We start from the raw sequence: 15,466 nt of genomic DNA on the forward strand, positions 1-15,466 counted from the left end.
GGCCCCGACGGGCGGAGGCACGGCCGGCGGACGCGTACGGTTGGATGCGCACGCATTGAACCCGCTCGACACCGGCGGTCCGACCGGACGGCCTGGAGGCACCACCCGCCATGAACGTCACCCGAGGCTTCACCGGGCGCCCGCGCGTCCCCGACCCCGGGCTGCCGCCCGGACAGTACGACGCGGGAGACGACTGGCCCGTCCTGTCCGCCGAGGTCACCCCCGATCTGGCGGCCGCGGACTGGACCTTCCGGATCGACGGTCTGGTGGCCGAGCCGCGCACCTGGAGCTGGGCGGACGTGCACGCGCTGCCGGCCTCCGCGTACGAGGGCGACATCCACTGCGTGACCAGCTGGTCGAAGTTCGGCGTGCGGTTCGGGGGCGTGTCCCTGGACACGCTCCTGGGCCTCGTACGGCCCGAGGCGACGGCGACGCACGCGGTCGCGTACTCCCACACGGGGTACACCACGAACCTCCCGCTGGCGGACCTCACCGGCGGACGCGCCTGGATCGCGTTCGAGTACGACGGGGGGCCGCTGCCCGCCGAGCACGGCGGTCCCGCGCGGCTGCTCGTGCCGCACCTGTACTTCTGGAAGAGCGCCAAGTGGATCGCGGGACTCAGGATCCTCGACCACGACGAGCCGGGGTTCTGGGAGCAGAACGGCTATCACGCGCGGGGCAACCCGTGGGAGGAGCAGCGCTACTCCGGTGACTGAGACGACGGCGACCGATACGGGGACCCATACGGCGACCGATATGACGACCACACCGACGCCGCGGACCACGGGGACGCAAGCCACGGGGACGCAGGCCGCGGGAACGGAGAGGACCGGGGCGCCCGGCACCTTCGCGCCGCCCACGCGCTTCGCCGTGCCCGGGCGGATCGCGGTGAGCAACCGGATGGCCACCGCGTGGCAGACCGCGACACTGACCGGCATCCGCCGGGAGACGCCACGGGCCGCGACCTTCCGCTTCGCGGTGCCCGGCTGGGCGGGACATCTGCCCGGGCAGCACCTGATGCTGCGGCTGACCGCGCGGGACGGGTACGTGGCGCAGCGGCACTACTCCATCGCCTCGCCCCCCGACGACACCGGCCATATCGAGCTGACCCTGGACCACGTCGAGGGCGGCGAGGTGTCGGGCTGGTTCCACACCGTGGCCGAGCCGGGGGACCAGGTGGCGGTGCGGGGCCCGCTGAGCGGCTTCTTCGCCTGGCCCGGCGACCGGCCCGCGCTGCTGATCGGCGCGGGCTCGGGGGTCGTCCCGCTGATGTCGATGGTGCGTCACCACCGGGCCCGGGACCTGGAGGTGCCACTGCGGCTGCTGGTCTCTGCGCGCGGGCCCCGGGAGCTGATCTACGCGGACGAGTACGGCGCCGAGACCACGACCGTCTTCACCCGCAGCGCGCCCGAGGGCGTGCCCGTGGGCCGTATGACGGCGGATCATGTGGCGCCACTCCTGGTCGAGGCGCCGCCCGGTGGGTGGGAAGCCTATGTGTGCGGCTCCAACGGGTTCGCGGAGCACGCCTCGCGGCTGCTTGTCGAGGCAGGGCAGCCGGTGGACCGTATCCGGATCGAACGCTTCGGCTGACCGGAGCGCGCTCGAGCGCGGCCGCCCGGATCCGGCGGCCCGGCGACGGATGGCCGGTCCTCGTCCCACCGGGGCGAGGCCCAGGTTTCGGGGCCATATGGCCGGGAACTTCGCCCGAGAGGAGAATGGGCACAGAGAGCCGTTGGGTGTCGGATGCGTGCCGTGCCAGGTCAGCACAGGTCCCTGAGCGGCCGTCCGCCGGCCCGTGGTCGGCGAGCACGGTCCCTCGGGCATGACCCGGTCCCGGATGCGGGTCGCATCCGGACCACCGCCGCCGCACGGTGCTTCGCCGAGGGGGTCCTCCTCGTGGCGGGGGATGGTGCGCGGGTTCCCCCCGAGACCGGGGACGGTCCGCCCCTCCACGGGCTGGGCGGGGCGGCAAGGAGGTCGAGATGCGAACCCGGGTGCGCGGCTGGCGCTGGCGGCGCAATCCGCTGCGCCGCCGATCGGATGTCGTCGAGGCGTGGACGGCGCTGCTCATAGCCGTTCTGCTGCTCCTTGGAGCGCCGCTCGCCGGTACGGCCGCGGGCTGGGCGGCGTACGACGGCGCGCACGCGACTCAGGTGACCGAGCGCGCCCAGCGCCATCAGGTGCCCGCAGTGCTCGTCGAGGACGCGCCCGCGGCGGTGCCCTCCACGCAGAGCGGCAAGCAGCCCCTGTACCGGGTGAAGGTGCGCTTGAGCGAACCGGGCAAGGGCACACGGACCACGCCGGCCCAGGTGCCGGCCGGCTCACGGCGCGGCGACCGGGTCACGGTGTGGCTGGACGCCCGGGGCCACGGTGTCGCCCCGCCGCCGAGCGACGCCGCGGTGTGGCAGCACGCCCTGACGAGCGGTGTGTGGGCCGCTGGCGGTGTGGTCGCGGCCGTCCTTCTGGGCCGCGCCGTGATCGGCCGGGTCGCCGAGCGGCACCGCATGGCGGAGTGGGAGGCCGAGTGGGCCCGCACGGGGCCGGAGTGGGGGCGGCGGACCGCGTGAGGAGTGGGCCCGCACGGGGCCCAGGACGCGGTCTGGCGGGCTCTGGACTGCCACCGTACGGTGTGATCAGCCGCAGTCCTGACGCCAAAGGTGGTCCGCCATGGCCCTGTTCGACCTGCCGCTCGACCAACTGCGTGAGTATCGCGGCGCCTCCGTCGAGCCGGCGGACTTCGACGCGTTCTGGACGAAGACGCTGCGGGAGACCCGCGAGCACGACCTCGCGGCCCGCTTCGAGCCGGTCGAGACGGGGCTGAGGACGGTCCAGGTGTACGACGTGACGTTCGCCGGGTTCGGCGGCCATCCGGTGAAGGGCTGGCTGACCGTGCCGGCCTCGGCGGACGGGCCACTGCCCACGGTCGTGGAGTTCATCGGCTATGGCGGCGGACGCGCCCTTCCCCACATGCATCTGCTGTGGGCGTCGGCGGGCTTCGCGCACTTCGTGATGGACACGCGCGGGCAGGGCAGCGCGTGGGGCGGCGGCGAGACGCCGGACCCGGTGGGAAGCGGGCCCGCCTACCCCGGGTACCTGACCCGCGGTGTCGAGGACCCCGAAACCTACTACTACCGGCGGCTGTTCACGGACGGGGTGCGGGCCGTCGAGGCGGCGCGTGCGCACCCGCTGACCGACGCCTCCCGCACCGCGGCCCTCGGCGCCAGCCAGGGCGGCGGCATCACGATCGCGGTCGGCGGTCTGGTACCGGACCTGGTGGCGGTGGCGCCGGACGTGCCGTTCCTGTGCGACTTCCCGCGCGCGACGACGCTCACGGACCGCGACCCGTACCGGGAGATCGCCCACTACCTCAAGACGCACCGCGGCCGCACCGAGCGGGTGATGCGGACGCTGTCGTACTTCGACGGCGTGCACTTCGCCGCGCGGGGCCGGGCACCCGCGCTCTTCTCTGCGGCGCTGGAGGACCAGACCTGTCCCCCGTCGACGGTCTTCGCCGCGTTCAACGCGTGGGCGCACGAGGACAAGAGGATCGAGGTGTACGACTTCAACGACCACGAGGGCGGCGGCCCCTACCAGGAGGCGGTCAAACTGCGCTGGCTTCCGGCCCGTTTCTGACCGGCCGCATGGAGACGGCCGAAGCCGCACGCAGGTTCGTACGGGTGTGGGAGTGGGCCTGGGCTGCGCACGACGTGGACGCGATCCTCGCGCTGTACGCACAGGACTGCGTCCACCGGTCGATGCCCTTCCGCGCGCCGCACCGTGGGCGAGCCGAACTCGCCGACTACCTGCGGTGGTCGTTCGAGGGCGAGCACACACTCGACGTCCGCTTCTCCCAACCGATCGTCGGCCCCGAGAGGCGGGCGGTCGCGGAGTTCCGGGTGCTGGCCGAGGAGGACGGTACGCCCTCGACCCTCGCCGGGTGCGTCTTCGTGCGCTTCGACGAGGAAGGGCTCGCGGTGGAGACCCGGGACTACTGGCACACCGTCACCGGCCATCAGGACCCGGGAGGTTCGCTGTTCCTCACATGAGGCGAGGGCGGTCCCGGCCGCCGTGACGGGTGTGTCCGACGGCTTCCCTCCAGTCCGACCAGTCGGTACGTTCATCCCGCCCGGCCCTCCCGGCCGGGCGCACCCGCGATGGACCAGGGAGGGCCCATGTCCCAGTACGCGCCACAGGTTGACGGCCGGTGCGACCCGCGTTTCGCGGCGGTGCGCGCGGCGTTCGAGGAGAACTTCCGCGGACGGGAGGAGCTGGGCGCGGCGGTCGCCGTCACGCTGGACGGGCAGACGGTGGTGGACCTGTGGGGCGGCTGGTCCGACGCGGCGCGCACCCGGCCCTGGGAGCGCGACACCGTGGTCAACGTCTGGTCCACGACCAAGGGTCCGGCGGCGCTGTGCCTGCACATCCTTGCCGACCGCGGCCTGCTCGACCTCGACGCGCCGGTGGCGGCGTACTGGCCCGAGTTCGTGGCCGCGGGCAAGGAGTCCGTCCTCGTACGGCATCTGCTGTCGCACCGCGCCGGTCTGGCGGGCTTGCGGGAGCCGCACTCACTGGACCAGCTCTACGACTGGGAGCTCACCGTCGCGCGGCTCGCGGCGACGGAGCCCTGGTGGGAGCCGGGAACGCGCAGCGGGTACCACGCGCTGACCTACGGCTTCCTGGTGGGCGAGGTGGTACGGCGGGTCACGGGGCTGCTGCCGAGTGCGTTCCTGGAGCGGGAGGTGACCGGGCCGCTCGGCATCGACTTCACCATCGGGCTCCCCGAGAAGGAGGCCGGGCGGGTGGCCGAACTGGTGCGTCCCCCCGCGGCGAGCACGAGTGAACAGGCCGCGATCTTCGCCCAGTTGGCGCCCGTGGCCCTGGCCGCGCTGGCCAATCCCCTCGTCGGTGCCGCCGAGGCCAACACTCCCGAGTGGCGGGCCGCGGAGCTCCCGGCGCTCAACGGGCACGGGACGGCCCGCGCGGTGGCCGCGCTGTACGGAATCCTCGCCGGACGGGGGTCGTGGGGCGAACGGCGGGTGCTGTCCCCCGAGGCCGCCGAGCGGGTGCGCGAGGGCCAGGGCGGCTGCCGTGATCTGGTGCTGGGTGTCGGCTTCGGCCGGGACACGGAGATCGGTCTCGGACTGTGGCTGAGCGGCCCCGAGGGGTCGTACGGACCGAATCCCAGGGCCTTCGGTCACGACGGACTGGGGGGCTCGTGCGGTCTCGCCGACCCCGAGGCGGGCGTCTCGCTGGGCTACGTCATGAACCGTATGGGCACCCACATCGCCGATGACCCACGGAAGATGGCTCTCGTCGACGCCCTGTACAGCGCACTGTAGGAACGGGCCGGCCTCCGGGGATCCACCATGCCTGCGGCCGGGTGACCCACCCGGTGGGGGAAGGGCGGGTCCGGGCGTGGCGGCTTGCGTGTCCGGGGGAGGCCGCCCTACGGATGGCGTGAACGCCGCTCATTCCCGGCGTTCACGCCATGTCACGCCCCCGCACCCGAAAGGGCCCCTCATGGGCAAGGTTCACCACGACCGACGGCACCGAGATCTTCTACAAGGACTGGGGCACCGGGCAGCCGGTGGTCTTCAGCCACGGGTGGCCGCTCAACGCGGACGTCTGGGACGGCCAGTTGCGGCTGGTCGCGGAGAAGGGCTTCCGGGGCGTCGCGCACGACCGCCGCGGGCATGGCCGTTCGGGGCAGCCGTGGGGCGGCAACCACATGGACCGCTACGCCGACGACCTGGCCGAGTTGCTGGAGACGCTCGGCCTCGAAGACGTGATCCTGGTGGGACACTCGACCGGCGGAGGTGAGGTGGCCCGCTACATCGGCCGCCACGGCACCGCGCGGGTCGCCAAGGCGGTGCTCCTCGGCGCGGTGCCCCCGCTGATGCTGAAGACGGGCACGAACCCGGAGGGCACGCCGATCGAGGTGTTCGACGAGATCCGTGCCGGACTGGAGGCGGACCGCTCACAGTTGTACTGGGACCTCAGCGAGAGCTTCTACGGCTACAACCGGCCCGGCGCCCCCACGTCCGAGGGGATGCGGCGCGCGTTCTGGCTGTGGAGCATGCAGGTCGGGCTCAAGGCGGCGTACGACTGCGTGAAGCAGTTCTCGGAGCAGGACTTCCACGAGGACCTCGCACGCATCGACGTGCCGACGCTGGTCGCGCACGGCGACGACGACCAGATCGTGCCGATCGGCGCGGCAGCCCTGAAGACGGCGAAGCTCGTCAAGGACGCCACGCTCAAGGTCTATCCGGGCGCCCCGCACGGTCTGGCGGGCGCGTACGAGAAGGCGTTCAACGCGGACCTGCTGGAGTTCATCACGCGATGACGTGGCCGTGCCCGGGGCCGAAGCCCGCCCGGCACGCCCGGGACGCGGCGGTCAGGCCGGTGAGGCCTGGGGCGCGCCGCTCCCCCGGGTGGCCACCATCAGCCGGCAGCGCGGGCTGCCGTCGGGCCCCCGGCCGAAGTCCGGCAGGGCCCGGTGCTCCACCGTGAAGCCGGCGCGCGTCAGTTCGCGCCGTACGTCTCCGAAGCGGAACGCCCGGTAGTACATGACGAACGGAGGCCGCCAGAGGGTGTTGCGCACGCGCATCGCGGTGTCGAAGCCGAGCAGCGCCCAGTACCAGGGCGAGGCCGGGCGCAACGGAGCCCCGATCGGGAACGCGAACCGTCCGCCCGGCCGCAGCACGGAGTGGATCTGCGTGAACAGACCGGGCAGTTCTCCCGGCAGGAAGTGACCGAAGGCGCCGAAGCTCACCACCAGGTCGAAGACGGGCCCGAAGGGCAGGGCGCGGGCGTCCCCCCGTACCCAGGCGACGCGCGGCGGGCCGTCGGACCGTACCTGTTCCCGTCCGACGGCCAGCATCCCCGCGCTGAAGTCGACACCGGTGACGCTCTCGCGGCAGACCGTGCGCAGCACGTCCGTCCCCGCGCCCGTACCGCAGCACAGATCTAGCCCGTGGTCGAAGGGGCCCATGTCCGCCAGCGCCGCTGCCACGGCGTCCAGGACGGCGTCCGGTGTCCGGAAGGGGGTGTGGTCGAACTTGGGCGCGAGCAGGTCGTAGCCGTGCTCGACCGAGGACAGCGCCTGTACGGCCAGCTCACGGAGGGTGGGACCGTGCGGGGAGAACATCACGTTCAGCTTAGGGCAGTGGGAGATGACTGACGACCGTTCAACCGATCTGTCCCGCCACCCGTCGGGGCCGCCCGCTCACTTCACCTGTTGACGTGTCTGGTTCAGACCTTTCATTTCTCGGATCCCTGCCGTTTCATGAGTGCGCCCCCGCCGACCGACCTGCCCGCGCTCGCTCCCGTCTCCCGTGACAGCCGCCCCGAAAGGCTGCGATCCCACCCGTGGCCGCAGAACCCCCCACCCGCTCCATCGCGTTACCTGACACCCAGGTACTGGGCTGACGACGCCGCAGGATCCCGTGCCACCGCCACCACCTCTTTCACCCGCGCGCCCCGACCAAGGAGTTACCTCCGCGATGTCCACGCCGCAGCACACCAGAACCTTCTCCCCCCGACGTGTGGGGCTCGGCCGCACGGCCGGGGTCGTCGCCGCCTTCGCCGTGCTCGCCACCGGCTTCGCTTCCGCACCGGCGCACGCCGCCGACGGCCAGATCACCGGACTCGCCGGGAAGTGCGTCGATGTGGCGGGAGCCAACAGCGCCAACGGCACCGCGGTCCAGCTCTACGACTGCAACGGAACCAGCGCCCAGAACTGGTCGAACCCGGGCGACGGCACGCTGCGCGCGCTCGGCAAGTGCCTGGACGTCGTCGACCGGAGCACGGCCGACGGAGCAGCGGTCCAGCTGTGGGACTGCTCGGGCGGCGCCAACCAGCAGTGGGTGGTGACCGGGGCCCACGACATCGTCAACCCGGCCGCGAACAAGTGCCTGGACGTCCGGGACAACAACAGCGCCAACGGCACCCGTCTGCAGATCTGGAGCTGCACGGGCGCCGCGAACCAGAAGTGGAACGCGCCCGCCGGCGGTGGCGGCGTCCCGTCCGGATTCGTCGTCGGCGAAGCCCAGTTCAACCAGATGTTCCCGAACCGGAACGGCTTCTACACGTACAGCGGTCTGGTCCAGGCCCTGAACTCCCACCCCGCCTTCGCGAACACCGGCAGCGACACGGTGAAGAAGCAGGAGGCCGCGGCCTTCCTCGCCAACGTCAGCCACGAGACCGGCGGGCTGGTGTACGTGGTCGAGCAGAACACCGCCAACTACCCGAACTACTGCGACTGGAGCCGGCCGTACGGCTGTCCGGCGGGCCAGGCGGCCTACTACGGGCGCGGGCCGCTCCAGCTCAGCTGGAACTTCAACTACAAGGCCGCGGGCGACTCGCTCGGCATCGACCTGCTCGACAACCCCTGGCTGGTGCAGAACGACGCTGCCGTCGCCTGGAAGACCGGCCTGTGGTACTGGAACACCCAGTCCGGCCCCGGCACGATGACTCCCCACGACGCCATGGTGAACCAGGCAGGGTTCGGCCAGACCATCCGCAGCATCAACGGCTCCCTGGAGTGCGACGGCAGGAACCCCGCCCAGGTGCAGAGCCGCGTCGACGCCTACCAGCGCTTCACCCAGATCCTCGGCGTCAGCCCCGGCGGCAACCTGTACTGCTGAACGAAGGCTTGTCATGGCAGGGGGCCGGGGTCGGCGACCCCGGCCCCTCGCTGCGGGACGCCACGTCGACGCCGTCCGCACCGCGGCCTCTGCGGGCCGAGGCCCCTGACCGAACCCGCGCACACGGCTCGGAAGGGCGCGGCACCGAGGCCGCTGCGGCTCAGCGCCCCAGGCTCACGGGCAGTGTCCGTACGCTGTTGCCCACGAAGCTGGAGTGGCGCGAGAGTTCGTCCTCGGGCACGGCGAGCGCCAGCCCGGGGAAGCGGGTGAACAGCCGCTCCAGCGCGATCCCCGCCTCCAGCCGGGCCAGCGGCGCGCCGAGGCAGTAGTGGGCGCCATGCCCGAGCGAGAGGCTCCGAACGGCGCCGGGCCGCGCGGGGCGGGTGACATCGAACCGGTCGACGTCCGGGCCGTGGACGGCCGGATCGCGTCCGGCGGCGGAGTACCCGGCGAGCACGGGCGTGCCCTGAGGGATGACCGTCCCGTCCACGGTCAGGTCCCGTACCGGGTACCGGAAGGGGAAGTAGCTGACCGGGGCGTCCCAGCGCAGCGTCTCCTCGACGACGTCGCCCCAGCTCGCCTTCCCCTGCCGGACGAGTTCGAGCTGGTCGCGGTGGCCGCACAGCGCCCGTACGGCGTTGGTGATCAGGTTGAGCGTGGTTTCGTGCCCGGCGATGATCATCAGTACCAGGGTGCCGATCAGCTCCCGCGGGCTGAGCCGGGCGCCGTCCTCGTCGCGGGCGGCGATGAGCGCGCTGGTGAGGTCGTCTCCGGGGTGCTCGGCCCGAGCGGCGGCGATCTCACCGAGGACGGCGACGAGTTCACGGTTGGCGACGACGGCCTCCTGCGGGCCGATGTCGGTCGCCACCACTTGGTTGGACAGGTGGTGGAGCCGGTCGCGGTACTGGGCGTCGACACCGAGCAGTTCGCTGATGACACCCATCGGCAGGGGCAGCGCGAAGTGCCGGCGCAGATCGGCGACTCCCCCGCCCGCCGCGGCGGCACGAGCCAGGTCGTCCAGCAGTGAGGCCGTCAACTCCTCGATGCGGGGCCGCAGTTGTTCCACTCTCCGGGCGGTGAACGCCCGGCTCACCAGCGACCGCAGCCGACGGTGGTCATCCCCGTCGGCGGTGGTCATCCCCTGCACGGTCGCGAAGGTCATGAGGGGCCAGCCCTCGGCGATCCGCCCTTCCCGCAAGGCCGCGAAGTGCCGCGCGTTCTTCGCGACGTCGGGATGGGCGAGGAACTCCCTGAGCGCCTCGTGCCCGAGGACGGCCATCCCCGCCACCTCCCCTGGCAGCACCACCGGCGCGACGGCGCCGCGTGCGAGCAGCCGCGCGTTGTCGGCGTGCGGGCAGCCGCCGGAGGGGTCCATACGGTGCGGTGCGGCGGCGGAGGTGTCCACCGGTGACTCCTCGTCCACGGGGGCGGGGGACGCGTACCACGACGATTCTGCCCAGGATCGGGAGACGGGAATAGACGGCGCGACCCTCGCGTTGGAACAGGTGATCGCAGCCGTACCTGTATGATGAGTGCTACAGTGCGGTCAGCACCTGTGTACGCCCCGCTTCGGGCGCCGGTGCCATTTCCTCCTCAGTTCGCCGACCCGTCCGTCGTATCCAGGCGGCTCATCGGTTTCCCGGCACCACCTCGTGAACAGCACGTTTCCGCCGTGCCCGAGGTGATCTCCCCGCCGTACCGAGGCGTGATCATGCCGCCTCCCGGCACCTCCCCCCCTTGTCTGCTTCTCTGGCTTCCGTCCGCGAAAGGACCTCATATGACCACCACACTCGAACGACCTGCCGTCCGGCAGGATGCCCCGCCCCAGACCGTCACCGGTGTCCTCGACGTCGATCAGAACGGCAAGGGACACCTGCGCGCCGGGAGCTGCCTGGCCTCGCCCGCCGACCTCCAGGTCTCCCCCGCCCTCATCCGCCGCCACGGCCTGCGCAAGGGCGACACGCTCGTCGGCACCCGTGGCGGGCACTCCCTCACCGACATCGAGCGCATCAACGGCCGGGCCCCCGAGGAACTGCGCGGCCGTCCGCACTTCCGCGATCTCACGCCGCTGCACCCGCGCGAGCGGATCCGGCTCGAACACCCGGCGGCGGGCCTGTCCGGGCGCCTGATGGACCTCGTCTCACCCGTCGGCAAGGGGCAGCGCGGGCTGATCGTCGCGCCTCCCAAGACCGGCAAGACCGTACTGCTCCAGCAGATCGCGGCGGCCGTCGCCGGCAACCACCCCGAATGCCATCTGATGGTGATGCTGCTCGACGAGCGGCCCGAGGAGGTCACCGACATGCGCCGCTCGGTACGCGGCGAGGTGTATGCCTCGACGTTCGACCGGACCCCGAGGCAGCACATCGCGCTCGCCGAACTGGTCGTCGAGCGCGCCAAGCGGCTCGTCGAGCAGGGGCAGGACGTCGTCATCCTGCTCGACTCGCTGACCCGGCTGTGCCGCGCGCACAACAACGCGGCCGCCGCCGGTGGCCGCACCCTCAGTGGCGGCGTCGACGCGGCCGCCCTGCAGGGCCCCAAGCGCCTCTTCGGCGCCGCGCGGCTGGCCGAGGAGGGTGGCTCGCTCACCATCCTGGCCACCGCCCTGGTCGAGACCGGTTCCCGCGCCGACGAATTCTTCTTCGAGGAGCTCAAGAGCACCGGCAACATGGAGCTCCGCCTCGACCGCGCCCTCGCCTCGCGCCGCGTCTTCCCGGCCGTGGACATCACCCCGTCCGGTACCCGCCGCGAGGAACTCCTCATGCCCGGGGGCGAGCTGGCCGCCGTACGAGGACTGCGACGCGTCCTGCGGGCGCGCGACGGCCAGGCGCACCTGGAGACCCTGCTGGAACGGATGCGGGCCACACCGGACAACGCGGCCTTCCTGCGCCAGGTCCAGCCCACGCTGCCGGCCGGCTGAGCCGCCGGGGCGTCCGGGCCCCGGCGTGCGGCATCCGGGTGCCCCATCCCCCACTCGGCTCAAGGTATCCGGGCGTCCGCGCTCAGCGTTCTTACGGTGGCTGATATGACCATCGGATTTTCGCCCCGCGCCATCATCTTCTGCTGTGCGCTCAGCACGGTCGGTGCGCTCGCCTTCCTCGCCCACTTCGCCGTCGCCGGCACGGGCACCGGCTCCGCCGCCCCGGGGCCCGCGGCCTCGCAGCAGCCGCTCCTGTACGAGAGCGACACCCAGGTGCGGCCCCGAGCGGGGGCTCCCGAGGTCCCGAACGTGTCGGCGCTGTCATGGGTGGTGGCGGACGCCGACAGCGGAAAGGTGCTCGCCGCGCACGACGCGCACCGCCCGCTGCCGCCCGCGAGCACGCTGAAGACGCTGTTCGCGCTCACCGTCCTGCCGACGCTGCCGCGCGACACCCAGCACACCGTCACCGAACAGGAACTCGCGGGCATCGGCCCCGGCAGCAGTCTCGTCGGGGTGCGCGAAGGACACACCTACCGGGTCGCCGACCTGTGGAGGGGGGTCTTCCTGAACTCCGGCAACGACGCCGTGCACGTGCTGGCCGCACTCAACGGAGGCGTGGACACCACTGTCCGCAAGATGCAGGCCAAGGCCCGCGCACTGGGTGCCCTCGACACCCATGTGGTCACGCCCGACGGGTACGACGCCCCGGGGCAGGTGTCGTCCGCGTACGACCTGGCGGTGTTCGGGCGGGCCGGGCTGCACGACCCGGACTTCGCGCGCTACTGCGCCACCGCCGAGTCGACGTTCCCCGGTGACGGCGGATCGTACGAGATCGCGAACACCAACCGGCTGCTGACCGGTGCCGACGGCGTCGCGGCCTACCCCGGGCTGATCGGCATCAAGAACGGCTACACCAGCGGCGCGGGCAACACGCTCGTGGCCGCCGCCCGCCATGGCGCGCGCACGCTGGTGGTGACGGTGATGAACCCTCAGGAGGGCGGCGGTTTCGCGGTCTACGAGGAGGCCCGCTCACTGCTCGACTGGGGGTTCTCCGCCGCCGAGCGGGTCACGCCGGTCGGCTCACTGCTGCCCGACCGGCCGCCCGTGGCAGGGTCGGGTCCCACCACAGTGCCCAGGACGAAGCCCGCTCAGGAGGACGGCGACGGAGCCGGCTGGCCGGATCCGGGGGCGCTGGCGGGCGCGGTCGGTGTGGGCGCCGGCGCGCTGGTACTGGCTCTACGGCTGAAGGGCGGCCGGTCGACGCGCGGCTGACCGACCGGCAGCCGAAGCAGCAGGCTGAGGGTGATCCACACATAGGCGTTGCTACCGAGGAAGCCGTCGACGCCGGAGGCGTCGTCGAACCACAGCCACACCACGCTGCTGCACAGCACCACGTACATCGCACCCGCGAGCCGCAGCCGGCGACCGTGCACCAGCACGGCGAACGACGGCAGCAGCCACACGAGGTGGTGCACCCAGGTGATCGGGCTGACCAGACAGGCGGTGAGCCCGGTGAGGGCGAACGCGGCCCGCCAGTCCCCTGCCCGCAGCGCGCGGTGTGTGCGCCACACCCATACCGCGAGGACCAGGACGACCCCCAGCGCCCAGACGGCGCGGCTCGGATCGTCCGGGGCCGCGAGCCGGGCGAGCACGCCTTGCAGGGACTGGTTGGAGACGTATTCGAGGTGGCCCACACGCGTGGTGTCCCAGACGGCGTGCGTCCAGTAGAAGCGGGAGGCGTCCGGTGCCGCCCAGGCCGCGAGCGCGGTGGCGGCCGTTGCCACGGCGGTCGCGACGGCGGCGGCCCGCCATCTGCGGGCGAGCAGCAGCAGCCCGATGAAGACCGCGGGAGTGAGCTTGACGGCCGCAGCGAGTCCGATGCCGACCCCGGCCCAGCGCTCGCGCCCGCTGGACAGCAGCCAGGCGTCGCTCAGCACGAGGGCCAGCAGCAACAGGTTGACCTGCCCGAAGCTGAAAGTGTCCCGAACGGGTTCCAGCATCGCCAGCGCGCAGCCCGCCAGCGCCCAGCCGAACCAGCCGTAGCGGCGCAGCTCCTGGCCCACCAGGATCCACAGCGCGAAGACCACGGCCGCGAGGTTGAGCACCAGTGTGACGGCGATCGCCACCCCCAGGCCGACGAACGCCATCGGCACCATGCTCAGGGCGGCGAACGGCGGATAGGTGAAGCCGTACGTCGTCCCCGGCACCCGGTAGTCGTAGATGCGGCCGCCGTGGTGCATCCAGGCGTCCACGGTCCCGTAGTAGACGCGCAGGTCGAACCAGCCCCGCAGCAGCGGCACCGTGGCGGTGAAGACGGCCACGGCGGCGGTGAGACACAGGACGAGGAGGAGCCGACCGCGCTCGGTGCGCGGCGGTCTCACGCGGTCTCTCCCAGCACGGGTGCCTGCGCCGCCTGGTGTGCCTGCCACAGCACGATGACGGCGAGGACACCGCCGGAGACGGCGAGGACCACCTGCGCGAGGTCCGGCGGGCCGCCGCTCGGCAGCACGGCGAGCGCGAGGATGGCGGTGGCGGCGGCCACCCGATGGCGTACGGAGGTGCTGGGTGCGGCGGCGGCGATGAGGAACAGGCCCCACAGGGCGTACCAGGGCCGGATCGCCGGGCCGAGGACGGCCACGACGGCGAGGCTCAGGCCGAGCGCGTAGACGGGTGCGGGCCGCAGCCTCAGCCATATGACGACCACCGCGGCCGTCGTGGCGAGAAGCCCGGCGACGTGCCAGACCGGGATCGCCAGGGGCGCCAGGTCGCTCCCGAGCCCTTCGAGCACATGGCCGGTGATCCGGCCGAGCACGCTGGTGGGCGACCAGTTGTGCGGGGAGACGGGCGTCTTCAGGGCCGCGACCCACCCGTATCCGGTACCCGCGACGGCGGTGGCCACGACCGTGGTGAGGAGCGCGACCGCCGCCGTCGTCGTCACCGCCCGTACGACGCCGACATGTCTGCGCAGCGCGATCACCGCGAGCAGTCCCAGCGCGGCCGGGGCCTTGACCAGCGCGGCGAGCGTGACGAGCACGACGCCGAGGACGTGAAGACGGCCCCGGGCGACGAGCAGGCCGACGCCGAGCAGCCCCAGCATGATGGCGTCGTTGTGGGCGCCGGCCACCAGGTGCAGCAGCACCAGCGGGTTCAGGGCGCCGAGCCACAGCGCGGCGACCGGATCGGCGCCGCACTGCCGGGCGAGCCGGGGCAGTGCCGCCGCCATCAGCGCCACGCCGACGAGCGCGACCAGCCTCATGCCGAGCAGCCCGGCCGGCAGTTCACCACGGGTCAGCCCGGAGAGGGCGGAGGCCACGACGAGGAAGACCGGCCCGTAGGGGGCCGCGGTGTCCCGCCACACCGGCGCGACCTCGTCCGCCAGCGGCCCGCCGAGCGCCACGGGCCCGTGGGCGTAGACGTCTATGTGCGCGTCGACCATGGCGCCCTGCGCGAGGTAGCTGTACACGTCCCGGCTGAACAGCGGCGGCCCGAGCAGCAGCGGTGCCGCCCAGACGGCCAGGACGAGCAGCAGGGCGCGCGGGGTCGGCGGCTCGGGGCCGCGTATCACCCTGCCGAGCAGCGCCCACGCGACGATCAGCAGGACGACACCGAAGTACACCCCCACCAGTCCGAGGGCGGCGCGCCCGGACTCGGGGGAGACCAGATCCGCGACCGGCAGGGCCCCGGCGGTCTCACCGCCCAGCGCGAGGAAGGCGGTACCGGCCAGACCGAGCGCCTGGCAGCGGCGGAGATCGACGGGGAAAACCATGGCCAACACTCGGGAAGCGTGTCAACGCCGGGTGGCCGGAAAGCGACGCCTTTCCCTCGCGCGGGCGGCCTGCGAGTGACCGCCGTGTGAGCGATGGCCGTCACCGGGCGCGGAAGTCCCGGTCAGCGCCCCGGAACG

Annotated in this window: 13 protein-coding genes and 1 pseudogene; 10 read left to right on the top strand and 4 right to left on the bottom strand. The window is 72.5% G+C overall.

The genetic code is table 11. The features are described from left to right. Positions 1-110 precede the first annotated feature (110 nt). From ASC56_RS02095 to ASC56_RS02125, 7 genes are all read left to right on the top strand, one after another. Positions 111-716: a sulfite oxidase-like oxidoreductase gene (locus ASC56_RS02095; protein ID WP_055489364.1), complete on the top strand. Its 606-nt coding sequence runs from the start codon at positions 111-113 to the stop codon at positions 714-716. Positions 717-900: 184 nt separating this feature from the next. Further along, complete coding sequence (locus tag ASC56_RS02100; protein ID WP_234376832.1) at positions 901-1,590, top strand: ferredoxin reductase; 690 nt, start codon at positions 901-903, stop codon at positions 1,588-1,590. Positions 1,591-1,982: 392 nt separating this feature from the next. Next, entirely contained in the window at positions 1,983-2,567 is a 585-nt protein-coding gene (locus tag ASC56_RS02105; protein WP_055489365.1) for a hypothetical protein, read from the top strand. A 100-nt stretch (positions 2,568-2,667) separates the two neighbouring features. Beyond that, positions 2,668-3,633, top strand: coding sequence for an acetylxylan esterase (locus tag ASC56_RS02110; RefSeq protein WP_055489366.1), 966 nt, complete (start codon positions 2,668-2,670; stop codon positions 3,631-3,633). Between the two features lie 8 nt (positions 3,634-3,641). Beyond that, positions 3,642-4,046, top strand: a complete 405-nt coding sequence (locus ASC56_RS02115; RefSeq protein ID WP_055489367.1) for a nuclear transport factor 2 family protein — start codon at positions 3,642-3,644, stop codon at positions 4,044-4,046. Positions 4,047-4,172: 126 nt separating this feature from the next. Continuing rightward, on the top strand, positions 4,173-5,339 hold the full coding sequence (locus ASC56_RS02120; protein WP_055489368.1) for a serine hydrolase domain-containing protein: 1,167 nt from the start codon (positions 4,173-4,175) through the stop codon (positions 5,337-5,339). Between the two features lie 149 nt (positions 5,340-5,488). Continuing rightward, positions 5,489-6,343 carry an alpha/beta fold hydrolase gene (locus tag ASC56_RS02125; protein WP_055489369.1) on the top strand — a complete coding sequence of 285 codons (855 nt, stop codon included), beginning with the start codon at positions 5,489-5,491 and terminating at the stop codon, positions 6,341-6,343. Between the two features lie 51 nt (positions 6,344-6,394). On the opposite strand, the gene ASC56_RS02130 is transcribed toward ASC56_RS02125, so the two are convergent. After that, the gene (locus ASC56_RS02130; protein WP_055489370.1) at positions 6,395-7,147 is read right to left on the bottom strand and encodes a class I SAM-dependent methyltransferase; all 753 of its coding nucleotides are present in this window, start codon (positions 7,145-7,147) and stop codon (positions 6,395-6,397) included. Positions 7,148-7,502: 355 nt separating this feature from the next. On the opposite strand from ASC56_RS02130, the gene ASC56_RS02135 reads away from it, so the two are divergent. After that, positions 7,503-8,645, top strand: coding sequence for a chitinase (locus ASC56_RS02135; RefSeq protein WP_107309152.1), 1,143 nt, complete (start codon positions 7,503-7,505; stop codon positions 8,643-8,645). 160 nt (positions 8,646-8,805) lie between these two features. On the opposite strand, the gene ASC56_RS02140 is transcribed toward ASC56_RS02135, so the two are convergent. Beyond that, positions 8,806-10,050 carry a cytochrome P450 gene (locus ASC56_RS02140; protein WP_055489371.1) on the bottom strand — a complete coding sequence of 415 codons (1,245 nt, stop codon included), beginning with the start codon at positions 10,048-10,050 and terminating at the stop codon, positions 8,806-8,808. Between the two features lie 372 nt (positions 10,051-10,422). Between ASC56_RS02140 and rho the strand changes: the two genes are divergently transcribed. After that, entirely contained in the window at positions 10,423-11,562 is a 1,140-nt protein-coding gene (rho, locus tag ASC56_RS02145; RefSeq protein ID WP_055489372.1) for a transcription termination factor Rho, read from the top strand. Between the two features lie 105 nt (positions 11,563-11,667). Next, positions 11,668-12,834: a D-alanyl-D-alanine carboxypeptidase family protein gene (locus ASC56_RS37475; protein ID WP_107309153.1), complete on the top strand. Its 1,167-nt coding sequence runs from the start codon at positions 11,668-11,670 to the stop codon at positions 12,832-12,834. Between the two features lie 272 nt (positions 12,835-13,106). On the opposite strand, the pseudogene ASC56_RS41545 reads toward ASC56_RS37475, so the two are convergent. Both ASC56_RS41545 and mptB read right to left on the bottom strand, forming a co-directional pair. Beyond that, a pseudogene (locus ASC56_RS41545) lies at positions 13,107-13,802 on the bottom strand (glycosyltransferase family 87 protein); the annotation flags it as partial. Positions 13,803-13,939: 137 nt separating this feature from the next. Beyond that, positions 13,940-15,328 carry a polyprenol phosphomannose-dependent alpha 1,6 mannosyltransferase MptB gene (mptB, locus tag ASC56_RS02155; RefSeq protein WP_055489374.1) on the bottom strand — a complete coding sequence of 463 codons (1,389 nt, stop codon included), beginning with the start codon at positions 15,326-15,328 and terminating at the stop codon, positions 13,940-13,942. Positions 15,329-15,466 lie beyond the last annotated feature (138 nt).

Source organism: Streptomyces sp. TP-A0356 (genome assembly GCF_001417775.1).
Taxonomy (GTDB): Bacteria; Actinomycetota; Actinomycetes; order Streptomycetales; family Streptomycetaceae; genus Streptomyces.